The 21,881-nt window shown below is 60.6% G+C and carries 27 protein-coding genes; 18 read left to right on the top strand and 9 right to left on the bottom strand.

The features are described from left to right. The first annotated feature begins 122 nt into the window (after positions 1-122). The 4 genes from aspS to speE all read left to right on the top strand — a co-directional run bounded on the left by aspS (position 123) and on the right by speE (position 5,970). The gene (aspS, locus tag CAK95_RS25685) at positions 123-1,922 is read left to right on the top strand and encodes an aspartate--tRNA ligase (protein WP_086090510.1); all 1,800 of its coding nucleotides are present in this window, start codon (positions 123-125) and stop codon (positions 1,920-1,922) included. A 66-nt stretch (positions 1,923-1,988) separates the two neighbouring features. Next, the gene (locus CAK95_RS25680; RefSeq protein WP_086090508.1) at positions 1,989-4,271 is read left to right on the top strand and encodes an NADP-dependent malic enzyme; all 2,283 of its coding nucleotides are present in this window, start codon (positions 1,989-1,991) and stop codon (positions 4,269-4,271) included. Between the two features lie 239 nt (positions 4,272-4,510). Then, positions 4,511-4,990, top strand: coding sequence for an adenosylmethionine decarboxylase (gene speD / locus CAK95_RS25675; RefSeq protein ID WP_086090507.1), 480 nt, complete (start codon positions 4,511-4,513; stop codon positions 4,988-4,990). 110 nt (positions 4,991-5,100) lie between these two features. Then, positions 5,101-5,970: a polyamine aminopropyltransferase gene (speE, locus tag CAK95_RS25670; protein ID WP_086090505.1), complete on the top strand. Its 870-nt coding sequence runs from the start codon at positions 5,101-5,103 to the stop codon at positions 5,968-5,970. Between the two features lie 10 nt (positions 5,971-5,980). Here speE and CAK95_RS25665 read toward each other — a convergent pair whose 3' ends face one another. After that, positions 5,981-6,115: a DUF1127 domain-containing protein gene (locus CAK95_RS25665; protein ID WP_245303524.1), complete on the bottom strand. Its 135-nt coding sequence runs from the start codon at positions 6,113-6,115 to the stop codon at positions 5,981-5,983. Positions 6,116-6,264: 149 nt separating this feature from the next. Between CAK95_RS25665 and CAK95_RS25660 the strand changes: the two genes are divergently transcribed. From CAK95_RS25660 to CAK95_RS25635, 6 genes are all read left to right on the top strand, one after another. Further along, complete coding sequence (locus CAK95_RS25660; RefSeq protein WP_086090501.1) at positions 6,265-6,948, top strand: ArsR/SmtB family transcription factor; 684 nt, start codon at positions 6,265-6,267, stop codon at positions 6,946-6,948. A gap of 66 nt (positions 6,949-7,014) precedes the next feature. After that, positions 7,015-7,935 (top strand): pirin family protein, encoded by a 921-nt coding sequence (locus CAK95_RS25655; protein WP_086090500.1) that lies wholly within the window; start codon positions 7,015-7,017, stop codon positions 7,933-7,935. 221 nt (positions 7,936-8,156) lie between these two features. Beyond that, positions 8,157-9,734 carry an EAL domain-containing protein gene (locus tag CAK95_RS25650; RefSeq protein ID WP_183044182.1) on the top strand — a complete coding sequence of 526 codons (1,578 nt, stop codon included), beginning with the start codon at positions 8,157-8,159 and terminating at the stop codon, positions 9,732-9,734. A gap of 217 nt (positions 9,735-9,951) precedes the next feature. Continuing rightward, the gene (locus CAK95_RS25645) at positions 9,952-10,335 is read left to right on the top strand and encodes a cupin domain-containing protein (protein ID WP_147413538.1); all 384 of its coding nucleotides are present in this window, start codon (positions 9,952-9,954) and stop codon (positions 10,333-10,335) included. Between the two features lie 126 nt (positions 10,336-10,461). Beyond that, entirely contained in the window at positions 10,462-10,926 is a 465-nt protein-coding gene (locus tag CAK95_RS25640; RefSeq protein ID WP_086090495.1) for a DoxX family protein, read from the top strand. A gap of 19 nt (positions 10,927-10,945) precedes the next feature. After that, a complete protein-coding gene (locus tag CAK95_RS25635) occupies positions 10,946-11,212 on the top strand; it encodes a DUF3551 domain-containing protein (protein ID WP_157699745.1) in 267 nt (88 codons plus the stop codon). A 231-nt stretch (positions 11,213-11,443) separates the two neighbouring features. On the opposite strand, the gene CAK95_RS25630 is transcribed toward CAK95_RS25635, so the two are convergent. The 3 genes from CAK95_RS25630 to CAK95_RS25620 all read right to left on the bottom strand — a co-directional run bounded on the left by CAK95_RS25630 (position 11,444) and on the right by CAK95_RS25620 (position 13,707). Continuing rightward, complete coding sequence (locus CAK95_RS25630; protein WP_086090491.1) at positions 11,444-11,998, bottom strand: dihydrofolate reductase family protein; 555 nt, start codon at positions 11,996-11,998, stop codon at positions 11,444-11,446. Between the two features lie 112 nt (positions 11,999-12,110). After that, a complete protein-coding gene (locus CAK95_RS25625) occupies positions 12,111-12,950 on the bottom strand; it encodes a polysaccharide deacetylase family protein (RefSeq protein ID WP_425349644.1) in 840 nt (279 codons plus the stop codon). Positions 12,951-13,260: 310 nt separating this feature from the next. Continuing rightward, positions 13,261-13,707 carry a nuclear transport factor 2 family protein gene (locus CAK95_RS25620; protein ID WP_086090488.1) on the bottom strand — a complete coding sequence of 149 codons (447 nt, stop codon included), beginning with the start codon at positions 13,705-13,707 and terminating at the stop codon, positions 13,261-13,263. A 407-nt stretch (positions 13,708-14,114) separates the two neighbouring features. Here CAK95_RS25620 and CAK95_RS25610 point away from each other — a divergent pair, with 407 nt between their 5' ends. Then, complete coding sequence (locus tag CAK95_RS25610; protein ID WP_086090485.1) at positions 14,115-14,921, top strand: hypothetical protein; 807 nt, start codon at positions 14,115-14,117, stop codon at positions 14,919-14,921. Positions 14,922-14,975: 54 nt separating this feature from the next. On the opposite strand, the gene CAK95_RS29420 is transcribed toward CAK95_RS25610, so the two are convergent. Beyond that, positions 14,976-15,359 carry a hypothetical protein gene (locus tag CAK95_RS29420; protein ID WP_120265372.1) on the bottom strand — a complete coding sequence of 128 codons (384 nt, stop codon included), beginning with the start codon at positions 15,357-15,359 and terminating at the stop codon, positions 14,976-14,978. A 461-nt stretch (positions 15,360-15,820) separates the two neighbouring features. Here CAK95_RS29420 and CAK95_RS25600 point away from each other — a divergent pair, with 461 nt between their 5' ends. Both CAK95_RS25600 and CAK95_RS25595 read left to right on the top strand, forming a co-directional pair. Continuing rightward, positions 15,821-16,084: a DUF3551 domain-containing protein gene (locus tag CAK95_RS25600; protein WP_086090484.1), complete on the top strand. Its 264-nt coding sequence runs from the start codon at positions 15,821-15,823 to the stop codon at positions 16,082-16,084. 90 nt (positions 16,085-16,174) lie between these two features. Beyond that, on the top strand, positions 16,175-16,687 hold the full coding sequence (locus CAK95_RS25595; RefSeq protein WP_086090482.1) for a CreA family protein: 513 nt from the start codon (positions 16,175-16,177) through the stop codon (positions 16,685-16,687). Positions 16,688-16,701: 14 nt separating this feature from the next. Here the strand turns inward: CAK95_RS25595 and CAK95_RS29665 are convergent, their stop codons facing one another. Continuing rightward, positions 16,702-16,851 (bottom strand): hypothetical protein, encoded by a 150-nt coding sequence (locus CAK95_RS29665; protein ID WP_183044181.1) that lies wholly within the window; start codon positions 16,849-16,851, stop codon positions 16,702-16,704. A 132-nt stretch (positions 16,852-16,983) separates the two neighbouring features. On the opposite strand from CAK95_RS29665, the gene CAK95_RS25590 reads away from it, so the two are divergent. After that, a complete protein-coding gene (locus CAK95_RS25590) occupies positions 16,984-17,298 on the top strand; it encodes a hypothetical protein (protein WP_086090481.1) in 315 nt (104 codons plus the stop codon). Here the strand turns inward: CAK95_RS25590 and CAK95_RS25585 are convergent. Further along, the gene (locus tag CAK95_RS25585; protein WP_342587971.1) at positions 17,240-17,842 is read right to left on the bottom strand and encodes a DUF6790 family protein; all 603 of its coding nucleotides are present in this window, start codon (positions 17,840-17,842) and stop codon (positions 17,240-17,242) included. The two genes, CAK95_RS25590 and CAK95_RS25585, sit on opposite strands and share 59 nt — an antisense overlap. A gap of 93 nt (positions 17,843-17,935) precedes the next feature. Between CAK95_RS25585 and msrB the strand changes: the two genes are divergently transcribed. From msrB to clpS, 4 genes are all read left to right on the top strand, one after another. Next, complete coding sequence (msrB, locus tag CAK95_RS25580) at positions 17,936-18,349, top strand: peptide-methionine (R)-S-oxide reductase MsrB (protein WP_086090480.1); 414 nt, start codon at positions 17,936-17,938, stop codon at positions 18,347-18,349. 78 nt (positions 18,350-18,427) lie between these two features. Further along, a complete protein-coding gene (locus CAK95_RS25575) occupies positions 18,428-18,823 on the top strand; it encodes a hypothetical protein (RefSeq protein WP_086090479.1) in 396 nt (131 codons plus the stop codon). A gap of 7 nt (positions 18,824-18,830) precedes the next feature. Beyond that, a complete protein-coding gene (locus CAK95_RS25570) occupies positions 18,831-19,295 on the top strand; it encodes an NUDIX hydrolase (RefSeq protein ID WP_086090478.1) in 465 nt (154 codons plus the stop codon). A 74-nt stretch (positions 19,296-19,369) separates the two neighbouring features. Further along, the gene (gene clpS / locus CAK95_RS25565) at positions 19,370-19,675 is read left to right on the top strand and encodes an ATP-dependent Clp protease adapter ClpS (RefSeq protein WP_086090477.1); all 306 of its coding nucleotides are present in this window, start codon (positions 19,370-19,372) and stop codon (positions 19,673-19,675) included. A gap of 102 nt (positions 19,676-19,777) precedes the next feature. Here clpS and CAK95_RS25560 read toward each other — a convergent pair whose 3' ends face one another. Both CAK95_RS25560 and CAK95_RS25555 read right to left on the bottom strand, forming a co-directional pair. Next, positions 19,778-21,031, bottom strand: coding sequence for a GNAT family N-acetyltransferase (locus CAK95_RS25560; protein ID WP_086090476.1), 1,254 nt, complete (start codon positions 21,029-21,031; stop codon positions 19,778-19,780). Positions 21,032-21,236: 205 nt separating this feature from the next. Continuing rightward, a complete protein-coding gene (locus CAK95_RS25555) occupies positions 21,237-21,821 on the bottom strand; it encodes a thermonuclease family protein (RefSeq protein ID WP_086090475.1) in 585 nt (194 codons plus the stop codon). Positions 21,822-21,881: the final 60 nt, after the last annotated feature.

The following is a 21,881-nucleotide window of genomic DNA, read 5'->3' as shown; positions in this document are numbered from 1 at the left end:
CAGATACGCGCGGCGCTGTCGAGGCCGCAGCTTGCCTTGACAAAGCGTGACCCCCATGCGCTTTTCCCGCGCCTCCAGACACACCGATTTCCGTACCGAATCGACCGCGAGACCTGATTTTCATGCACCGTTATCGCACCCATACCTGCGGCGCGCTCCGCGAGACCGACATTGGCTCCGCGGTCCGGGTGTCCGGCTGGGTGCATCGCGTGCGCGATCATGGTGGCCTTTTGTTCATCGACCTGCGCGACCACTACGGCCTGACCCAGGTGGTGGCCGATCCGGACAGCCCGGCCTTCAAGGACGCCGAGAAACTGCGCTCGGAATGGGTCGTAAAGATCGACGGAAAGGTGCGGAATCGTCCCGCAGGCACCGAGAATCCCGATCTCCCGACCGGAATGGTCGAGGTTTTCGCCAGCGAAATCGAAGTTCTCGGGCCGGCCGGCGAATTGCCGATGCCGGTGTTCGGCGATCAGGAATATCCCGAAGACATCCGGCTGCGGTACCGCTTCCTCGATCTGCGGCGCGAGCGGCTGCACAACAACATCATGAAGCGCGGCGCGATCATCGATTCGATCCGCAGCCGCATGAAGGCGGGCGGCTTCTTCGAATTCCAGACGCCGATCCTGACGGCCTCCTCGCCGGAAGGCGCGCGCGACTATCTCGTGCCCTCGCGCATTCATCCCGGCAAGTTCTACGCGCTGCCGCAGGCGCCGCAGCAGTTCAAGCAGCTCATCATGGTGTCGGGCTTCGATCGCTATTTCCAGATCGCGCCCTGTTTCCGCGACGAGGATGCGCGCGCCGACCGGTCGCCGGGCGAATTCTATCAGCTCGATATCGAGATGAGCTTCGTCACGCAGGACGACGTGTTCAATGCGGTCGAGCCGGTGCTGCGCGGCGTGTTCGAGGAGTTCGCGAACGGCAAGCCGGTGACGCAGAAGTTTCCGCACATTGCTTATGCGGATGCGATGCGCCTTTACGGCACCGACAAGCCGGATCTGCGCAACCCGATCAAGATGGCCAATGTCACGGATGCTTTCCGGGGCTCGGGCTTCAAGATTTTCGCCAACATGATCGCGAATGATCCAGCGGTCGAGGTGTGGGCGATCCCGGCGCCGACCGGCGGCAACCGCGCTTTCTGCGACCGGATGAATTCCTGGGCGCAGAGCGAAGGGCAGCCTGGCTTGGGTTACATCTTCTGGCGCGAAGGCGAGGAGGGCGGCGCGGGTCCGCTTGCCAAGAATATCGGCCCTGAGCGGACCAAGCAGATTGCCGATCAGCTCAAGCTTGGCGTTGGCGACGCTGTGTTCTTCGTGGCCGGCAAGCCGAAGGACTTCGTGAAATTTGCAGGCCTTGCGCGCACGCGCGTCGGCGAAGAACTGAAGCTGGTCGACACGGACCGCTTCGAGTTTTGCTGGATCGTCGACTTCCCGATGTATGAATGGAGCGAGGAGGAGAAGAAGATCGACTTCTCCCACAACCCGTTCTCAATGCCGAACATGCCGGTCGATGAATTCTTAGGCCTCGATCCGAGCGAGACCGACAAAATTCTCGGCATCAAGGCGTTCCAGTACGACATCGTCTGCAATGGCGTGGAGCTTTCTTCGGGTGCCATAAGAAACCATCGCCCCGACGTGATGAAGAAGGCCTTCGCCATCGCCGGCTACGGCGAGGACGTGCTGGAAGCCAAGTTCGGCGGCATGCTGCGGGCGCTGTCGCTTGGCGCACCGCCGCATGGCGGCATTGCGCCAGGCATAGATCGTATCGTCATGCTTCTGTGCGAAGAAGAGAATCTCCGCGAGGTTGTGCTGTTCCCGATGAACCAGCGGGCAGAGGATCTGCTCATGGGTGCGCCGTCGGAAGTGACGCCGAAGCAGCTCAAGGAATTGCATATCCGGCTTGCACTGCCTCAGAAGTCATAAGTCTTTCGGTCCTGCGCCATTCTTTCCTAAGCTGGACGTCGGGAGAATCCTTGGATGCCATCTGTAATGTCCAATCTGTCCGACGACCTTAAGACGCAAGCGCTCACCTATCACCGCTTTCCGAAGCCCGGAAAGCTCGAGATCGCAGCCACCAAGCCGCTCGGCACCCAGCACGATCTGGCGCTGGCTTATTCGCCCGGCGTTGCCGCAGCCTGCGAGGCGATTGCTGCTGATCCGAAAGAAGCGGCCGAACTGACCAGCCGCCAGAATCTGGTTGCTGTGATTTCCAACGGCAGTGCCGTGCTGGGCCTCGGCAATATCGGCCCCTTGGCATCAAAGCCGGTGATGGAAGGCAAGGCGGTTCTGTTCAAGAAATTCGCCGGCATCGATGTGTTCGATATCGAGATCGATGCGCCGGATGTCGCGCGCATGGTCAATGTGGTGTCGGCGCTGGAGCCGACCTTCGGCGGCATCAACCTCGAAGACATCAAGGCGCCGGAATGTTTCGATGTCGAGGCGCAACTGAAAGAGCGGATGAAGATCCCGGTCTTTCACGACGACCAGCACGGCACCGCCATCATCGTCGGCGCAGCGGTTCTGAATGCCCTTTATCTGACAGGCAAGAAGATCGAGGCCGTCAAGATCGTCACGTCGGGCGCGGGTGCTGCGGCGCTCGCCTGTCTCAATCTTCTCGTTGCGCTGGGTGCCAAGCGCGAGAATATCTTCGTCTCCGATATCGAGGGTGTGGTTTATCGCGGCCGCAACACCCTGATGGATCGCTGGAAGGAAGTTTACGCGCAGGACACCAAGGCGCGGAAACTTGGCGAGATCATCGAAGGTGCCGACGTTTTCCTCGGCGTGTCGGCCGGCGGCGTTCTGAAACCGGACATGGTCAAGCGCATGGCCGAGCGCCCGCTGATCATGGCGCTGGCCAATCCGAACCCGGAAATCATGCCGGAAGAGGCGATCGCGGTGCGGCCCGATGCGATGATATGCACCGGCCGCTCGGACTATCCGAACCAGGTCAATAACGTGCTGTGTTTCCCTTACATCTTTCGCGGCGCGCTGGATGTCGGCGCCACCACGATCAACGAGGAGATGAAGCGGGCCGCCGTTGAGGCTATCGCCGCGCTGGCGCGCGAGGCGCCGTCGGATGTGGCCGCGATGGCGTATGGCGGCGAGGCGCGCACCTTTGGCACCGGCTCGTTGATCCCCAATCCGTTCGATCCGCGGCTGATCCTGCGTATCGCGCCGGCCGTAGCGCAGGCGGCGATCGAATCCGGCGTGGCGACGCGGCCGCTCAGCGATTTCGACGCTTACCGTGAGCGGCTCAATCGTTTCGTGTTCCGCTCCGGCTTCATCATGAAGCCGGTCTTCACGCGGGCGAAGCAGGAGCCCAAGCGCATCATCTACGCCGAAGGCGAAGATGAGCGCGTGTTGCGTGCAACACAGGTGATCGTGGAGGAGGGGCTGGCGACGCCGATCCTGATTGGCCGCCCGTCGGTGGTCGAGACGCGGCTTGAACGCTACGGCCTCTCGATCCGTCCGGATCGCGACTTTACGCTGATCAATCCCGAGGACGACCCGCGCTACCGCGAATATGTCCACGCCTATATCGAGGCGGCGGGACGGCGCGGTATCACGCCGGATGCGGCGCGCACGATTGTGCGCACCAATGCCACGGTCATTGCTGCGCTCGCGGTACGCTTGAAGCTCGCCGATGCGATGATCTGCGGCCTTGAAGGCCGCTACATGGCGCATCTGAAGAATATCCGCGATGTCATCGGGCTGGCGCCCGGCGTGCGCGAATTCGCAGCGCTCTCGCTCGTCATCACCAAGAAGGGCGCGTATTTCCTGGCCGACACGCAAGTGACGCCCGAGCCCAATGCCGACGCGATCGCCGATATGGCCGCCCTGGCGGCGGAACATGTCCGCCGCTTTGGCCTGCAACCGAAAATCGCTCTGCTGTCGCATTCCGACTTTGGCTCGTTCGACAGCGCATCGGCCGCCAAGATGCGTGCGGCGCTGGCACGGTTGCGCGAAAGCCATCCGGATCTGGAAGTTGAGGGCGAGATGAATGGCGACACCGCGCTGAGCCCGATGATCCGCGAACGGGTGTTCCCAAATTCACGGCTCAAGGGCGAAGCCAATGTGCTGATCATGCCCAATCTCGATGCGGCGAATATCGCCTATCAGATGACGAAGGTGCTGGCCGACGCGCTCGCCGTCGGGCCGATCCTGATCGGAGCGGCAATGCCGGCGCATATCCTGACGCCGTCGGTGACGGCGCGTGGCGTCATCAACATGACGGCGCTGGCGGTGGTGGAAGCGCAAGGCGCAAAATTCTGACAAAATCTGTCGAGCGCGCGTTTCGCGGCAAATTGTCCTTAATTAACGCCCATTGGCGTTGTCACAACGCCAAATCAAGAATTTGCTTGATACCCTGCGCCGAACTGACTATTTCCCCTGAAGCCGCTTGGATTAGTCCATTTGCTTCGTGATGGGCTGTCGGGGCGGCGTTTTTTTTCACTCCGTGAGCCGGCATGCCGGTCTCTCGGGCTTCGCTCTCTGGTTGAGGAGGACGGCATATGAGCCGGAACAGCCTCTTTCAATCGGCGACGGGCTTGGGGACCCCAAGTACCTCCCGAAAGAAGGATTTCGCGGTCGCGACGCCAACGGCGCAAGCTGATGAACGTAACGACCATTTCGTGGTGAGGAACGGGGTGAAGTGCGCCGGTGCGCATCTCATCATCGATCTCTACGACGCGCAGAAGCTGGACGACATCGATCACATTGAGGCGGCTTTGCGCGCCTGCGTGACTGCGTCCGGTGCGACGCTGCTGCACATCCATCTGCATCACTTCGAGCCGAATGGAGGCGTATCCGGCGTCGCCGTTCTGGCCGAGAGCCACATCTCGATCCATTCATGGCCCGAGAACGGCTATGCCGCGCTCGATGTGTTCATGTGCGGCGATGCCAAGCCGGAAGCCTGCGTGCCGGTGCTGCGCGAGGCGTTCAAGCCGGGCCGCATCGCGGTGAGTGAAATCCTGCGCGGGCAGGGCGTTTGATTGCGCTGAGTGGTGCAAAATCTGCCGCTCGTCCCCGCGCAGGCGGGGACCCAGCGCGTAATGCAAAGACTCTGGATTCCCGCCTTCGCGGGAATGAGCGGACATAAACAATGACCAACGAGCGCTGGATTTCGGAAACGCTGTTCGACGAACTCGGCTTCCGCGTGTCGTACAAGGTCGAGCGCGTGCTGTACGAGATGAAGACCGAGCATCAGGATCTCGTGCTGTTCGAGAATCCGTATTTCGGCAAGATGCTGATGCTGGATGGCGCGACCCAGGTCACGACCGCCGACGAGTTCGTCTATCACGAGATGATGTCGCATGTGCCGATCCTGGCGCATGGCAATGCGCAAGAGGTGCTGATCGTCGGCGGCGGCGATTGCGGCATTGCCGAGGAAGTGCTCAAGCACAAATCGGTGGCGCGCCTGACGCAGGTCGAAATCGACGCGTCCGTTGTCGAATTTTCGAAAGAGCATTTCCCGGAATTCACCGGCCCGGTGCTGTCTGACAAACGCTTCGATCTTGTCATCGATGACGGCATGAAATTCGTCGCCGAGACGGATCGCCGTTTCGATGTGGTGATTGTCGACTCAACCGATCCGCAAGGGCCGGGCGCCGTGCTGTTCACCGAGGAATTCTATGCCGGTGTGAAGCGCTGCCTGAAACCGGACGGCGTGATGGTGACGCAGAACGGTGTGCCGTTCTTCCAGCCCGACGAATTGACAGGCTCGGTATCGAAATTCCGCAAGCTGTTTGCCGATGGTAGCTGCTACGTCGCGGCGATTCCGACCTATGTCGGCGGCCACCTGGCGATGGGATGGGCAAGCGACGACAAATCGCTGCGCGATGTTTCCGTTGAAACGCTGACGCAGCGTTATGAGGCGGCCGGCCGTTTCTCCACCAAATACTGGACGCCCGAAGTCCATCGCGCCGCCTTCGCATTGCCGCGCTTCATTCGTGACCGTGTAGATGCGGCGTAATCCTGTGTCGCTAAAATAGTTTCTTGATTTCCTGCTCAGCATCGTAACGAGTGATCCCGATATCGCGCAGAAGATGATCGTTGAGATTGGCCAGCGATCGTCGCTGCCGCCGCCGTTCTGCGATGGCGGCGAGCGACACGATCATTGCGGATATCCATCGACATAGCTTGGTCATGGTCGGCCTCGTCCATCGTCTGGACGCTCCGCATATCGCCGCTCGTCCCCTCAATGTTTCGGCAATTGCCGAAGGGTTGCGCCTTGCGCGCTTCGCTCCGGCGGTCCAGATTCGCGTGCATGACTGCAAGCAACACACTCGCCATTGTGGCCGCCTGCGCCGGCGATCCGGCACGCGCCAGCATGTTGTCCATTTTGGCCGACGGTCGCGCTTTCACCGCCGGCGAATTGTCGGCTGTCGCGCGCGTTACGCCGCAAACTGCGAGTGGGCATCTGGCACGCATGGTCGATGCGGGATTGCTCGTAGTCGCCAGCCAGGGACGCCACCGCTATTACCGGCTTGCCTCGCCACAAGTCGCGCTGATGCTGGAAAGCATGATGGTGGTGGCGGCAGAGCCCACGCACAGGCTTGGCCGGATCGGGCCGTCCGACGAGAGGCTGCGGCTGATCCGCACCTGCTATGATCATCTTGCCGGGCGGCTCGCTGTCGGCATCGCCGATATGTTGGTCGAAGCAGGGCATCTGTCGCTGTCCGGCGATGGTGGTGAACTGACCGATAGCGGACGCATCTTCCTTCGCCGCCTCGGTCTCGATCTGGCCGACGCGAAGAACGGCCGGCCTTTCTGCCGGCCATGCCTCGACTGGAGCGAGCGGCGCCATCATCTCGCGGGCACTTTGGGCGCGCGGATGATGGATCATTGCCTTGGGGCTGGCTGGATCAAACGCAGCCGCAGCAGCCGTGTGGTTGAAGTCACGCCGCTTGGCGCGCGCAAGTTTCGTGATGTCTTTGGCCTGCGGGTTTGATTACCGCTTGGTCACGGACATGAGGCGCGTCTTGGATTCTTCACGATTGCGCGCTTACAATCGGCGATGAGCTTTTTTCCAGGCCAAGATCCCGCTGCGGGCGACAAGCTCGCTTGTGACGCCATTGAACGCGTGATCGTACCGCGCACGACTGACCTCGGCGGTTTTGAAATCCGCCGAGCATTGCCATCGGCGCAGCGCCGCATGGTCGGTCCGTTCGTCTTTCTCGATCACATGGGTCCGGCGGAATTTCGCGCCGGCAGCGGCCTCGATGTGCGGCCGCACCCGCATATCGGGCTTGCGACCGTTACCTATCTGTTCGATGGCGAAATCCAGCACCGCGATAGCCTTGGCACCTTCGCCGCGATCCGGCCGGGCGAGGTCAACTGGATGACGGCCGGGCGCGGCATTGTGCATTCGGAGCGCACGGCCGCGGAACGCCGCGTCGCCGGTGATAAACTGCACGGCCTGCAATGCTGGGTGGCGCTGCCATCCGACAAGGAAGAGATCGAACCTGATTTCTTTCATCGGGACGCGAGCGATCTGCCATTGACGACCGGCAATGGCTTTGCGGCACGGGTCATTGCGGGCTCGGCCTTTGGCATGCGCTCGCCGGTGGTCACGGCGTCCGACACGATCTTTGTCGACGTGCTGCTAGAAGCCGGAACGACGATTCCGCTCGATACGGATTACGAAGAGCGCGCCATTTACATCGTCGATGGCGAGATCGAGGTCGCCGGTGACAGCTTCTCCGCGCCAAGGCTGCTGGTGTTTCGGCCCGGTGACCCCATCACAATCCGCGCGACGCAAAAAGCGCATATCGCGATTGTCGGCGGCGCCGCGCTCGATGGTCCGCGTCATATCTGGTGGAATTTCGTGTCGTCGCGAAAGGACCGGATCGAACAGGCCAAGGCTGACTGGAAAGCGGCGCGGTTTGACACCGTTCCGGGTGATGACGTCGAGTTCATCCCGTTGCCGAATGACTGACACGGTCGAGCTGTTCGTCGCGGCCGTTTGAATGTCACGCAATTTAAGCTTCTTGTAACCATATTTCCGATCACAGGCGATATGGAGGCTGTAACCGCGTAAGGCGAGCGCGCGCTTAAACCTGCTTTTTACGCCATACCGGCAATTTGTCCGGAATAAGCAGGGGCGGTTTTTTGACTCCGAGACTTAAAAAGCTGATCGCGGTGGCGGTCGGAGTCCTGTTGGCGAGCGTCCCCCTCATCGCGCTCGATAGCTGGATCGACCGGCTGATCGTCCGCCAGAGCGCCAGCGAGATCGAGACTTTCGCGCGGCGATCGATCACTCTCGCCGACGCACGGCTCGGCGCTTCGCTGGCGGCACTCGATGACCTGGCGCGTCGCGGCATCGACGATTGCCGCCCCGAACAGATCGATGCGCTAAACGCTGCCTCGCTCTCCGTCGCCTGGGTCAAGCAGATGTCGGTATTGGGACCGGCGGGCCAGCCGCTCTGCACCGATTCCAGCGTGACAGTCGGCCCCGTCAAGGTGCTGGGTGCGCGGCCGGTCAAGGGCAGCGGGGCGGTGCTCGAGGTCGTCCAGATCGGCGATCGTGTGACCCGCATGGTGCGGTTGCGCCGTCAGAGCGGCTTTGGTGCCAATGGCGTCGCCGCATTGTTGCCGACCAGCGTATTGTCTGCGCAGATGGGCCACAATGTCGATCCCGGCAGCTATGCTGAAATCGCGTTGATGGATGGAACCATCATCGACGAAATCGGCGATCGTCCTTCGGATGCCGACACGCTTGCAGCCATCAACGCCAATGCACGCAGCTCGGACCGGTTTGCATTGCGCGTCGCGACGTCCTACCCGCAGCGCGATCGCAACGTCTCACTCGCTGGCGTGCGCGAAATGATGATCGTTATTGCGGCGATCTGCCTCCTGGTGCTCATCGTCCTCGCCTTGCTGCTGCGTCAGCGCCGATGCGAAAATCCGGTCGCTGAGCTTGAGCGAGCGCTCAAGGCGGGCGAGTTCATCCCCTATTATCAGCCGATCGTCGACATCACGAACGGCAAGCTGCACGGCGCTGAAGTGCTGATGCGGTGGAGAAAGAAGGACGGCACCATCATTCCGCCTGCCGCCTTCATCCCGCTGGCGGAATCGAGCGGCCTCATCATCGAGATGACCCGCAGCATGATGCGGACGGTGATCGCGGAAATGGGCGATGCTTACGCAGCGCGTCCCAAAGTCAAGATCGGCTTCAATATGACCGCCCAGCATTTCGATCGCGAAACCATCGTGCGGGACCTGCGTGCGATCTTCGAGCGCTCTCCCATTCGCTATTCGCAAATCATCCTCGAAGTCACCGAGCGGCAGCCGTTGGAGAATTTGAGCCGCACGCGGCGCGTCGTGGCGACGCTGCAGGATCTCGGCGTTCGCGTCGCCATCGACGATGTCGGGACCGGTCATGGCGGCTTGTCCTACATGCTCAAACTCGGCGCTGACATCATCAAGATCGACAAGATGTTCGTCGATGCACTGGCAACCGAAAGCCATTCCTCGACAATTATCGAGACGCTGGTCGATCTCGCTGACAGCATGCGCATGGACATCATCGCGGAAGGTGTTGAAACCTTCGAGCAGGTCATCGCCTTGCGTGAGCGCGGTATTCGGTCGGCGCAGGGTTATGTTTTTGCGCCACCTTTGCCGGCGTCGTCGTTCCTGCAATTGATGGACGCCATCGATCCGCGGCCGCGGGAGCTGGACTTGAGCCCGGGGCCGTTGCGGCAGCTTTCGCCTCGAAAATCGGCTTTTGCCGCCTGATGTCGTTTGAGGCAGCGCATTTGAAGCCGGTCTGGCTCCTGTTTATGGTGGGGCAAGGAACAGGCGGGCTGAAATGCCGTTTTGTCTTTGGCTCTTACCGCCTCGCGAGTATGCGTTACGATCGCCATTTCCAACGCACCAGAGCCGCGTGACATCCATAGCCCCCAGCATCACGGATTCCATGAAACCTGCTGTTCTTGCTATCGCGCTGACGATCTTGCCGGCGTCGGTTGCCTTCGCCCAAAATCAACCCAGCCGTGCGCTGCTGGAAAACGATCAGATCAGGGTGCGCGAATTGCGCCTCGCTCCGGGTGCCAAGCAGCCGGCCGAAGCGCGCCCGAATACTTTCTTGTATGCCCTGACGGACGGCTCCCTTGTTTTTACGCCGCCCGGCCGGACCGCCTATGAGCTGACGTTCAAGGCGGGTGAGGCATTGTGGATTCCCTCCCAGGAAACCGCCACGGCGAACGAAGGGGACAAGGAGGTCCGGGCGCTTGTGGTCGAGATCAGGGGGCGCCCTCCTGCTGCGGCGGCCAAGAAGGGGCGGCCCTCCAAAGCCGGTAAAAAATCATCCAAGAAAGGCGGCGCCACGAAAAAATGAAGCGGCGGAAAAGACCCCGTCATGGCATTGTCGTGTCCGGGTCGCCACGTTTCATCAGGTCCGTTGCTCGCCCCATGCGATCGTCACGGTCACGTCTTGCCGCAGCGACCTTATGGAGATCTTGCGATGAATATTCTTTTCGTTGTGGGACGGATTGCTTTTGTTTTGATTTTTATTCTTTCGGGCGCACAGAAGCTGATGGATATTCCGGGCACGGCGACGCTGATCGGCTCCAAAGTCGTCCTGCCGGATTTCGTGACCGCCTATACGCCACAGCTCGAAACGGCCACGGGCATGACCACCGCCAACATGCTGGCCATTCTCACCGGTATCGTGGAAGTCGGCGCGGCATTGATGATCGCTGCCAATATCGGGACAAGGGCCGGGGCCGTACTTCTGATTCTGTTTACGATTGCTACGATCTACTATTTCCATCCGTTCTGGACGATGACCGGAGCGGAGCGCGAAGCCAATATGGTCAACGCACTGAAGAATGTGTCATTGATCGGCGGCTTGCTGGTGTTTTTTGTTCTTGGTTCGTGGCGGCCTTCGGCCTATCGCTATGACGATCCTGCGGCGGAACGCCTGTAACGGTGAAGGAGCTTTGAGAATGTCACGTTATCTCCTGCGCGGGCTAATGCTGGCCGGTGTGTTGGCGATGGCCATGGCCGCAGATGCGGTGAACGATGCTCAGGCTGGCCGCTGGCCGGTAACGAAGTGGTGTGTCCGCGCCTATGACGGGCAGATGGATTGTTCGTATTTCACCTTCGAGCAATGCCAGGAGGCGGTGTCTGCGACCGGCGGCGATTGCGCGATCAACCCGCGCTTTGCCGGCTATCCTGCCGGCCCTTATCAGCCGCGGCGATATTATCGCTGACGATGCTCAGCGGCGAAGACTGATTGTCTGAAAGGAAGAGGGCGGCCAAGCGAGCCGCCCCAAGTTTGATACGCCACGCGGGAGGAACCTCGTATGCGAGTGGCGCTCAACAGCTGCCGGCCTCGCGTGACCAATAAAAAAGCGAATCGAAATTCGCAGGAATCATCGCCCGATTCTTGGGCAGCGTCACCCTTATCTTGCTACCGCACGTTGCCAGTTGAGAAATGGCAATCATGCTTCACCGCGCCGCCAACTAACTACCGTGATACCGCGTTCCGGATCGAGACTTTGGGCCATACCCGGTGCGAGGCCCGCGGTTTTCAGGAGTGTTTCCGGGGATTGCGCGGGCACACCGGGAAAAACCGGACGCCCGCTGGGCAACACCACGTCCGGCACCCGGGTGAGGTGAAAGACGTCATAACGCGGCAGAAAAGCGCCGAAGATGTCGGTACCACCGATGATGGCGATGTCGCCGCCCTGGACGCCCAGCCTGTTGAGTGCGTCGTCAACCGGGACGCCTTGCGGATTCCATAACAACGCGTTCGGATTGTCTCCGGCCGGCGCGGTCGCCGGTATTTTTCGCGTTGCGATCAGGCGGCGCCGAAGCGGCGAGGTCGGTTGTTCGGCGGAGTTGCGGCCATGCACGAGCGCCGCAGCGGCATCGAGGCCGCGCATGAAAAACTCCTGGTCTGCTTTCACAATCAGTGATGGAGGGATCACGCCGGCGATATCGGCCAGCATTCCGTCTTCCGATACGATGGCATAGCCGATGAAGCGATAAAGCATAACTTGGAACGTCCGCTCTTGTCACGAGTGAGCCATTGTGACGCCGGTGACACAAAAAGAAAATCGCCGGGCAAGCCCGGCGATTTCACCAATCTGGATTGTCGTACGACGATCAGTCGACGGTGCGCACCACGCTCGCGGTCGGACGCTGGCTCACAGTCGGAAGCTTGGCTTCCTTCTTGATCGCTTCGTCATACGCGGCGATCGTTTTCACGGTGTCTTTCGCCCGCATGTGAACAATCTTGTAGCCGTTCGCCTTGAGCTGGTTGAGCAATTCGGGGAGAGCTTCCGCGGTGACATGCTGGAAGTCGTGCATCAACACGATGCCTTTGCCGAATTTCTTCAGCTTCGCCATGATTGTATTGATGACTTGCTCAGGCTTGCGCGCTCTGAAATCGAACGAGTCGAGGTCGGTCGAGAACATCGCCACATTGCGTTCGCCAAGATAGGTCACGAGTTCCGGCGGATGCTGCAGGGCCGGGAAGCGGAAGAAGGGCGCAGCCGGTGCGCCGAGAGCGAAGCTGACGGCGCTGATGCCTTTTTCGATCTCCGCCTTGGCCTGTTCCGGTGTCATCGACTTGCGGTTGAGATTCTGATGCGACCAGGTATGCGAACCGACAGTGTGGCCGGCGTCGTAAACCTGCTTCAGGATCTCGGGGTGGTAGGTCGCGTGCTTACCGACGATGAAAAACGTCGCCTTGGTGCAATGCTCGGCCAGCGCTTTGAGCACGGCCGGCGTATTCACCGGCCAGGGGCCGTCGTCGAAGGTCAGTAGCACTTCATTGGCGCGCAGGAAGTCATGCTGCTTGAAATGTTCGAAGCCGAAACCCGGCCCGCCGGTGGTATCGATCTCGACCAGTCGCGAAATGCCGAGCGCGTTCGGATTGTCGCATTTCGCCGCAGTTCCGGCCGTCTGGGCGATCGCTGGAGCACTCAGGAGTGATGCGGACACAAAAAGAACACACGCGAAAGAGGTGCGCATGATGGAACCCCCTCAAGAAGTGGCGGAGCTTATGCTCCTTACCCACTGATTTTCCATGGAAAGCGCTTCTGCCGGCTGGAGTCAACGAATCAGCCCAATCCCGCCATGATTGTTAATGAAATATGGTTAGCTGTGACGCGGCAGACACGATTTGTTCCACAGGAATCCCCGTTTGGGACAGCTTGCGTTCGGTTCCCGATGACCCTGTCCGCGGGTGCGACCGATACGTTCAACTTCCAGTGCGGTGCCTGTTGTGACCACGGGCCCGCTTCGTCATCCCTCAATCTGATATCCGTGAACCGAGATCGCGATCCTGGGCATCGCCCTCGAGCAGGTGGGTCAGCTCATCCACCAGGCTGATGCGGTTGCCGCGAAACTGGTAATACGCGATCACCTTAAGACGAATGCGTTTACCGTTGGTCTTAATAGCCTCGGCAATATGAACACTCGCCGCAGAAACGCCATCGGTGACTATATGCTCGAACGTCACATTACTTGAAGAAATGCTCGCCTGAACTGCCTCGCTGTGTCGGAGGAAGCCAGCATAATCGAGCTGCTCGCCGTCGACACGCTGGATGTAGTCGGGCGACAGCAACTCGGAAAATTGCTCAGGCTTCGTAGCCGGGTTGGTAAACGCGGCAAAAAAGCGCCTGAGCAGGTCGTGAACTTCGCTTTCGGTCATTGCGGCTTGGGCTGTCATAGGTGTCTCTGTGGAGGGTTCATTCATTGGGACGCCTCATATCTAGCTAGTCTGGCTAGCCTGGCATATTGCGGTGAATATCCGCACAACGACGCCATATTCGCGACGGGGATCGGCCGGCTGCTGTAATCGGCGAGCTTGATGTCGCCACCGTCCAGCGTCTTGAACGAAAAACCGAAAGCTGCGGCACGGCTCACGCCCTAAGTCTTTGCGTGCCCCGATAAAAGTGGCGTAGCGAGCGCCACCAACACTGCTGCAAAGCGCGGTCGGTTCATCAGCTTCGATTATCCTTTTCCGTTGCTTATCAATGCTCTCAAAACCATCGAATGCAAATACCCGTGATCGCGCCCTCCATGAGTGCAACGGTGCGGAACGGCGAGGCCACTAAGGAGTTTGATCAGCGGGACGCTGTGGGGCTGAAAGGGACAGGGAGCATGTCAGCTTTCGGTGTATTCCAAGCGTCCTTCGACGGCGGATTGCGGCCGCAACAGCGTCGCAGGGGCCGTCTGGCAGCTATCGCGCTCACAAGCGCGGCCGTCGTCGTGATCGGCGGAGGTTTGCTGACAATCCTGCATCTGAAATCCAATCAACTCTCCGATCTGGCGAATGCCGGGCCTGATGTGCGTCCGCCTGCAATCGTGTTGAACCAGGACAAATCCTGTGCCGAGCAAAGCTGGCCGTTTATCGAGGGACGCTGCCTGATCGATACTCAATCTCTCAAACGATCCGAGCGTGGGCTATCCAGACAAGCGCTCGTGGGAAAGGAGAGATCTGGATCGCACGTGCTGGCCTCCCGCAAGAAAAGAACGAGGGTGAAATCGCCCGATGGTACAACCATCGTTACGACGCGTTCTCGATCCACGCAGACGGCCGCCAGCACGACAGGTGTGTCACCGCGCAACGAAGCGACAAGCGCACCTGTAAAGGCGACGACCGTGGCGAATGCAGCGCCGTCCGAAACGCCGCCAGCGGCAGCTCCGCCGACCGCCGCACCGGTCACCAGTCCAACGCCGCCAAAGATCAACAATACGATTACGCATCGCGCACAGGACCAGCGCCGCGAAGCGCGGCGCAAGGTGCGTATGACGCGCGAGCAGCGTGAGGCCCGTGCCGAATTGCGAGCCAGACGGGACGAGCAGCGCAGCGCCAGCCGTTGGAGCGAGAATTCTTATTCCTCATCCAATAGCGGTGGCTGGCGGCGGGGACCGTTCGATGGCGGCTTCTTCTCGATGATCCGCTGATCTTTGACGCGTTCGCCGGCCGCATCAGATGCTGCCGGCGGAGCTAGCGAATATTTAGTGGCAGTTCGGAGCGCGGTGGCCGTAACCGTAGCCGCCGCTGTAACCGGCGTAACCGTAGGCCTTGCGAGCTGGCTTCTCGATAAATTTTGGCTCAGCAAATTTCGGTGCGGGTGCCGGGACGAGCTTCGGTTCGGCCTTTGGTGCGACCTCCGGAGCGGGAGCAGGAGCAGCGTTTGGCGCGGGCGCCTCGGCCTGAGACGCCTCTTGAGCCTGTGCAGGAGCCGGCGCGGCGGCTGCTTGTGGCTGTTGAAGCTGAGCTTGCTGGCCGGGAGCCGGAAGAACCTGGATTTGCCGGCTCGGGCCCTGCTGGGCGTGAGCGGAGACGGCCATCACGGCCAGAATTGCGGCGGCGAGTGCGGATTTCGTCACAATGGTCATGGCCTGATTTCCTTGATTGGATGCGATGGCCATTGGTCGCGGCCACTTTGAGGCCGGTTCAAAGTGGAACGGCGCGAATTCGGAGAAATTTGTGGCTAGCTCGCCATAGGGATGAGCAAAACGAAACCGCCTTTCTATGATCGCATTGAGCCGCGGGTAACCAGCAGCGTCATTACAACCAGGCGAAGCCTGAACGGAGTGCGGCCTTCGACAGCTAACTAGGGATTCCTTGAACGCTCCGGGTTGCCCATGCACGTCGTCAATCGATTGCTGTGTGTGATCGCGCTGATCCTGGCTGTGGGCGGCAGTGTTGCGCTTTATGTTCACGCGCAGGACGCCATTCGCATGGAGACCATGCAGGCCTCGGTGGTGACGTCGCTGCGGGTTTGTGTTTGTCAGGGAACACCGCCCGGTCAGGCGGGGTTTTCTCGCGTACACTGCCCCTTCCGGAGAGGATCGATATGAAAACGTTATCGGTGATCGCGCTGGGTTTTGGATTGTGGCTGGCCGGCGGCAATACGGCATCCGCCGACACAAATTATCCGTGGTGCATCATCACCGGCGGTCTGAGTGAGGGCGCCTATAGCTGCGGCTATGTCAGCTTCGAGCAATGTCAGCAGACCCGTCTTGGGACCGATATGTGCGTTGTGAATCCGCTCTATAAGGCGCCGTCGGCGCCGTCATCGCGAGCGGCGCCGAAAGAGCGCGACCGCACCCGCCGCTGAAAACCGCGAGCGATCCTGTGTAAAGGCGGCCCCTTTCACCGGTCTCGACCAACACTATGTAGGGGCCGCTGTTGTTTGGGAGGCTGGGGAATGTTCGCCCGCAGTGTTGCGATGTTCGCGTTTGTGCTGTTGCCGCTTGGGTCGGCCGGAGCGGCTGAAGAGCCGGATCTGATCTTCAAGCGATCCACGGTGTTCAAATGGATCTCGCCGAACGACAAGCTTGCGACCTACGGCCTTGATGATCCTGAGGTTGAAGGTGTTGCCTGCCATTTCACCGTTCCGGAGAGGGGCGGTTTCAAGGGCTGGCTCGGCCTTGCCGAGGAAGTGTCCGATATCTCGCTGGCCTGCCGCCAGATCGGTCCGATCCGCTTCAAGGCGAAATTCGAACAGGGCGAGGATGTGTTCCGCGCCAGGCGCTCGCTCTTTTTCAAGAAGATGCAGATCGTGCGCGGCTGCGACGAGAAGCGCAACGTCCTTGTTTACATGGTCTATTCCGATCGCATCATTGAAGGATCGCCGAAAAATTCGACGTCATCGGTTCCGATCATGCCCTGGGGCACCAATGGCGATGTTGCCAAATGCGCCGACTTTGTCGAGAAATAATGGCCAGCGACGGTCTACTTCTTCTCGATGGAAATGCCGCCCGGACCGACATTGATCTGCACTCCGTCCGGCTGTTTCCTCTCCTGATAAAGGTTGTAGCCGAGGATGGCGACGATCACCGCCAAAGCGCCGATGACCAGATAGAGCAGGTTATTGCGGTTCATGATGGGGCCTCGATAGCGCCGTGAATCGGCCGCCCGGACATCTATAACCCAAACTGGCGCAACGGTTTATTCTTGCTCTGAACCGGCTTGAGGTCCCTCGCGACTGACGAAGACCCATTTGGAGTCTTCGTTATGATTCTGTCGCCGTTCCTTCGTCGCCATGTTCCCGGCATTGCCGCGGCGGTCGCATTGGCGATCGGAGCCGTTTTGTGGCTTTGGGTGACGCAGGAAACAAGCGTGACACTGAACGTATTCTTCGGAGGGCGTCAGATTGCCATTGTCATCTGCGCCGGCATCTTTCTTGGCGGATTAGCCGCTGAATTCTTCGCGCTGGTGGCATGGTCGTCGCCAGGTGAAACACCGGTTGGCAGCGCGATCATCGGCCTCATCATTGCGTTGCCGTTTTACGCCCTGATCGTGCTGCTGGGGATGGCGGCGCAGGATTGAATTGGTTGACCGCGGACAACGGAGGATTCTGCTTCGAAACCGCGATCTCACGTCTCTGCAGATACAAAAGTGCGAAACCGATGACCGGCAGGAGGATGTCGGTCCAGAAAATAACGCCGGCATTGCCGGGCGCGAAATTATGCGCCGTGATCATCTGATAGATATGGCCGCCGGCAGCGCCGAGAAGAAAGATCGACGGGCCGACGACGGCCGCGGTCCGCAGGCCGATATCGCCGCGAAAGGCGAGGAACCCGACGACCGAAAAGCCGAGACTGGCGAAACCGACCTCGGTCTGGAACGGGCTGTCGGCCCAGCCGATGAAGCGCGCGGCCATCTCGCCGAAGAACACATGCATCACGAAATTGTAGAAATAGCTGATGCCGATCGAGAACAAGAGGAAATACGCAAACAGCGCTTCGACCAGTTGTCCGCGCGTCCGCGGCGCGGGCTTTGCGGCATACGCAATCGCCGCCGCGATCAGGCCGATCATCAAGAGGGTGAGCGTGAAATTCGAAAGGGCAAACCGGATCGCTGTTTCGATCATGACCAATAAGGTTCCGCAGATGTGATCGTCTCGCCCGGCGGCAGGCCGAGCGACAGGCTTGGCAGGTGAGGCCGCCGGGCCCATATTACGGCCATGAGCGACACCCTGACAAAAACCTATCCCGTCACCCGCACCGATGCCGAATGGCGTGCGCTGCTGACGCCCGAGCAATATCACATTATGCGCCAGCACGGCACCGAACGGCCGGGAAGCTGTGCGCTGAATTATGAAAAGCGTGCCGGCACCTTTGAGTGCGCGGGCTGCGACCAGCCGCTGTTCAAGTCCGGCCGCAAATTCGAGAGCGGCACCGGCTGGCCGAGCTTCAACGATCCGGAGCCGGGCGCCGTCGAGACGACCGAAGATAGCAGCTACGGCATGGTGCGCACCGAAGTGCATTGCAGCCGTTGCGGCAGCCATCTCGGCCATGTCTTCCCGGACGGCCCGCCGCCGACTGGTCTTCGCTATTGCATCAACGGCGTTGCGATGAACTTTAAACCGGCGGCGTGATCCGCCGCGCATCGCGCGCCTTCGATCTTTCCTCATGGGCGCGGGCCCGACAGCCCGCGTCGGAGCTGGAAGCGATTGATGGGGGCGACGATGGCGCAAAACCTCGCACACGAGACGGCGCGTGAGATCGGCCGGACCTATGCCGCGCGCGGGCCATGGATCGACGACGTGACGCCGGGCGACCCCGCCGACGAGGCGCTGTTCGAAAGCCGGCCCATTCCCGCCGATGCGTGGAGTGCCTTCGAGACGTCCGCACTCTGCGAACATATGCACGGCATCCCGCATGAAGGCATCATCGGCGCGTATGAGGAATTCTGGTTCACTGCGCCGCAGCTTCCGGCGTTGATTGCGCTGCTTGAAACCGAGCTTGGCCATGCCCCGCATCAGGCCCGGGCCTGGTTGAGCGAACTGGCGAGGTTCGCGCGACGGGCGCAGGCGCGTAATGTCGGCGTCACCTTCGTTGTGAGCGGGTGAGGCTATCCTGTCAAAACGCAGCGCCGGTCTTCTGGTGTACAAGCGCGCGGGCGAGGGCTTGCAGGTTCTGCTCGTGCATCCCGGCGGGCCCTTCTGGGCGAAGAAGGATGACGGCGTCTGGTCGATCCCCAAAGGCGAATATGGTGCGGACGAGGCGCCGCTGTCGGCGGCACGGCGCGAATTTGCCGAAGAACTCGGGATCGTGCCGCGCGGCGACTGCCACGCGCTCGGCGAGGTGAAGCAGCGCGGCGGCAAGATCGTGACCGCGTTCGCGCTCGAGAGCGATCTCGAAATCAGCATCATCAAACCCGGCGCCTTCGAGATGGAATGGCCGCCGAAAAGCGGGCGGAGGCAAAGCTTTCCCGAAGTCGACCGGGTGGCGTGGTTTTCGCCTGAGGACGCGCGTGTGAAAATCCTGGAGAGCCAGCGTGACTTCATCGACCGGCTGCTGGCGCTGGTTGCGAAGAGCTGACCTGCGCCGAGGGCAATATTGCGCCTGCCGGCTTCTGCGTTACCTTTAGCCGGATGCCGACGCCGGAGGCCGCAATGCCCGACCCGATCGTCAAAACCCGCCCGAAAACCAAGACCAGGACGGCGCGGCCGCCGCTCTACAAGGTCATTTTGCTGAACGACGACTACACGCCGCGCGAATTCGTCGTGCAGGTGCTCAAGGCTGTGTTCCGCATGGGGGCCGAGCGGGCCTATGCGGTGATGATGACGGCGCATCGCCGCGGCGCCTGCGTGATCGCGGTCTACACCCGCGATGTCGCCGAGACCAAGGCGAAGGAAGCGACCGATCTCGGCAAGCAGAAGGGTTATCCGCTGTTCTTCACCACCGAGCCGGAGACCTGAGACGCACAAGGCAAGCTCGATCGCCCCTGTTCTCTGCGGCGCGGGGTACGCTTTTAGCTTGAGAAGGTGAGGGAATGATGCGCCGAAAGACGCAGGGCATTCCTATCGGTGTGCGGTAGCTTTCGCAGAGCGGTGGTCATGGGCCCTGCCTTCGCCGAGAGACGACTGTCCCGCCCATAGCGCATCGTAATTCCTGAACCGCTTCAGCAGAGGCTCCGCGCGCGTCGGCTCGAGAAAGGGAAGAACGCGTTTGAACAATCCGTTCAGGTGATCCGACACATGCCGCACATAGAGATCAATGGGATAAAGATCGAAACCGAGATGGAGCTTGGGGCCGTAGCTCAAGCCGGTCGACAGGCAGCGCTTGTAACCATTGGCGATGGCCCAGCTCATCACATCGCGGAACGCCACGAAATACAGATGCCGTTCCATCGCGACATCGTCATCGAGCCCGAGATACTCGTTACAGATGTGATCGCCGTGCGCCATGGTGAGGCTGAAGGCGACGATGCGGCCCTCGCTCCGCCAGACGAAAAAACGCGATTTGTCCGGCATGCGGGCGCCAAGCGCGCGGAAATAGTCCTTGGTCAGTTTTTCGAAATGCCGGTTCGAGCGATTGTAAACCTGCAGATAGAGCGGATAGATCTCGTCGATGATATCCGACACATCACGCAGCACGGTCATGCTGATTGGCGGGCCGGCGTCGGCGGCACGATATTTTCGCCGCAGATCCGACCGCATGCGCGCACTCAAACCGCGCCGCAGATAATCCTCGAAATCCTTGTAATCGAGTTTCAACTCCGCCATCGGCAGGCTGGGAATACGCGCGAAGCCATGATCGATGAAGAATTCAAGATCGTGGCGATAGCGGGCCGGAAACTCCTTGAGCACGATCAGCTTCGCACCCATCGCTTTCGCATGATGGGTGATGTTTTGCGCGATCAAGGCTGCATCGGCCGATGCATGGCCATTGCTCCGGTCGAGATGGGCTTCGCCTGCGGCGCAGCCGAGCATCAAAGTGCGCATCTTCAGAAAAGAAGGCCACATCCCGCGAATGAGCTCTGCGCTGGATCTCAGAATGCGTGATGAGCCTTCAAGCAGATCCTGATCGAGCAGAAAGAACGGCTGCACTGCGCAGACTTTGCCGTCATCATCGCGAAGGATGAAATAGCGGAAGTCGAAGTCCGGCATGATCGTGTCCTGCACGATCTCGTAATAGCGTTTGTCCTTTCGGGTATGGGCGAAGGCTTTTTGCCAGTGTTTGGATGTCCTGAGTTCTGCACGATTGGCAATATCGATACTGCGAGCCTGACGCCTCTCCGTCCGAGCGGCGTGCTTTCGCAAAACGTCTTTCATTCGCGTGCCGACCTCGCATTGTCACAAATCAAAAGGCGCATGCGTCAACGGACCGCGACGGCGGAGGTTCCGGGCAACGAGGAAAACAATGCTCTGCAGCGCCGGAAAAGCGCGCCATCATGATTCCGATGAACGATAACGGATATCGGTGATGCAGGCCGCGCGAGAAAGGCCTTCGCTCAGTGCCGCCGCCGCGAAGTGTGCGTCAGTTTTGTCGCGGATGCGCATCGCGCCAGGCCTGCGGGCGCTCGAAGCTGCCGCGCCACAGGCCGCGTTTGGCAATGCGCGCATCATCCTCGATCGATGCATAGGGACCGGTCTCGCCGCCGAAATTCACGGCAAGGCCCTCGCGCACCATGACGGCGCCAATGTCGTCGACACCCTTCGCCGTGCAGGTGGCGAGCGTGCGGCCGAAGCGGTCGCGGCCTTGCGATGTGCAGGCAACGTCGCCTTTCGCCGTCAACTCGGCAAGACGCCTGCGCGCCGCGCGGCCGCAGGGCCATTCGCGCCCCTGTTCGTCGCGGCAGCTCTGATGCAGCTCCGGCGCATCGATGTTGAGAATGCGGATGGTCTCAGGTCCGGTGCGCAGGGAATCGCCGTCGATCACCGTGACCGGCGAAGTCATCGCGGTGGGCTTTGGATCGATCAGCGGCCGCAGCAGCACGACTGCGCCGATGACGCCGCCGATAAACACGATGCTGACCGGAATGCCGAGCAGGCGCCGGCCACGCGGCGCAGCTTTGCGTGCAGGCGGCGGCGGATTGCGCCGGAAAGGAACGACCGAGCCCATCCGGCGAAGCTAGGCGCGGCGCGTTACTGAATGGTTGCGGCGATCAGCCCATATGTTGGC

It is taken from the genome of Pseudorhodoplanes sinuspersici, assembly GCF_002119765.1.
GTDB lineage: Bacteria > Pseudomonadota > Alphaproteobacteria > Rhizobiales > Xanthobacteraceae > Pseudorhodoplanes > Pseudorhodoplanes sinuspersici.
This window is presented reverse-complemented; position numbering and strand designations above follow the sequence as displayed.

Excerpts from the sequence above, each read along its gene's own strand:
- CAK95_RS25640 (WP_086090495.1), top strand. The coding sequence starts at position 10,462 with ATGAATATTCTTTTCGTTGTGGGACGGATTGCTTTTGTTTTGATTTTT.
- speE (WP_086090505.1), top strand. The coding sequence starts at position 5,101 with ATGACCAACGAGCGCTGGATTTCGGAAACGCTGTTCGACGAACTCGGC.
- CAK95_RS25575 (WP_086090479.1), top strand. The coding sequence starts at position 18,428 with ATGGGGGCGACGATGGCGCAAAACCTCGCACACGAGACGGCGCGTGAG.
- CAK95_RS25665 (WP_245303524.1), bottom strand. The coding sequence starts at position 6,115 with ATGATCGTGTCGCTCGCCGCCATCGCAGAACGGCGGCGGCAGCGACGA.
- CAK95_RS25590 (WP_086090481.1), top strand. The coding sequence starts at position 16,984 with ATGATTCTGTCGCCGTTCCTTCGTCGCCATGTTCCCGGCATTGCCGCG.
- CAK95_RS25585 (WP_342587971.1), bottom strand. The coding sequence starts at position 17,842 with ATGATCGAAACAGCGATCCGGTTTGCCCTTTCGAATTTCACGCTCACC.
- msrB (WP_086090480.1), top strand. The coding sequence starts at position 17,936 with ATGAGCGACACCCTGACAAAAACCTATCCCGTCACCCGCACCGATGCC.
- CAK95_RS25660 (WP_086090501.1), top strand. The coding sequence starts at position 6,265 with ATGACTGCAAGCAACACACTCGCCATTGTGGCCGCCTGCGCCGGCGAT.
- clpS (WP_086090477.1), top strand. The coding sequence starts at position 19,370 with ATGCCCGACCCGATCGTCAAAACCCGCCCGAAAACCAAGACCAGGACG.
- CAK95_RS25680 (WP_086090508.1), top strand. The coding sequence starts at position 1,989 with ATGTCCAATCTGTCCGACGACCTTAAGACGCAAGCGCTCACCTATCAC.
- CAK95_RS25610 (WP_086090485.1), top strand. The coding sequence starts at position 14,115 with ATGTCAGCTTTCGGTGTATTCCAAGCGTCCTTCGACGGCGGATTGCGG.
- CAK95_RS25600 (WP_086090484.1), top strand. The coding sequence starts at position 15,821 with ATGAAAACGTTATCGGTGATCGCGCTGGGTTTTGGATTGTGGCTGGCC.
- CAK95_RS29420 (WP_120265372.1), bottom strand. The coding sequence starts at position 15,359 with ATGACCATTGTGACGAAATCCGCACTCGCCGCCGCAATTCTGGCCGTG.
- CAK95_RS25560 (WP_086090476.1), bottom strand. The coding sequence starts at position 21,031 with ATGAAAGACGTTTTGCGAAAGCACGCCGCTCGGACGGAGAGGCGTCAG.
- speD (WP_086090507.1), top strand. The coding sequence starts at position 4,511 with ATGAGCCGGAACAGCCTCTTTCAATCGGCGACGGGCTTGGGGACCCCA.
- CAK95_RS25595 (WP_086090482.1), top strand. The coding sequence starts at position 16,175 with ATGTTCGCCCGCAGTGTTGCGATGTTCGCGTTTGTGCTGTTGCCGCTT.
- CAK95_RS25635 (WP_157699745.1), top strand. The coding sequence starts at position 10,946 with ATGTCACGTTATCTCCTGCGCGGGCTAATGCTGGCCGGTGTGTTGGCG.
- CAK95_RS25620 (WP_086090488.1), bottom strand. The coding sequence starts at position 13,707 with ATGAATGAACCCTCCACAGAGACACCTATGACAGCCCAAGCCGCAATG.
- CAK95_RS29665 (WP_183044181.1), bottom strand. The coding sequence starts at position 16,851 with ATGAACCGCAATAACCTGCTCTATCTGGTCATCGGCGCTTTGGCGGTG.
- CAK95_RS25655 (WP_086090500.1), top strand. The coding sequence starts at position 7,015 with ATGAGCTTTTTTCCAGGCCAAGATCCCGCTGCGGGCGACAAGCTCGCT.
- CAK95_RS25630 (WP_086090491.1), bottom strand. The coding sequence starts at position 11,998 with ATGCTTTATCGCTTCATCGGCTATGCCATCGTATCGGAAGACGGAATG.
- CAK95_RS25555 (WP_086090475.1), bottom strand. The coding sequence starts at position 21,821 with ATGGGCTCGGTCGTTCCTTTCCGGCGCAATCCGCCGCCGCCTGCACGC.
- aspS (WP_086090510.1), top strand. The coding sequence starts at position 123 with ATGCACCGTTATCGCACCCATACCTGCGGCGCGCTCCGCGAGACCGAC.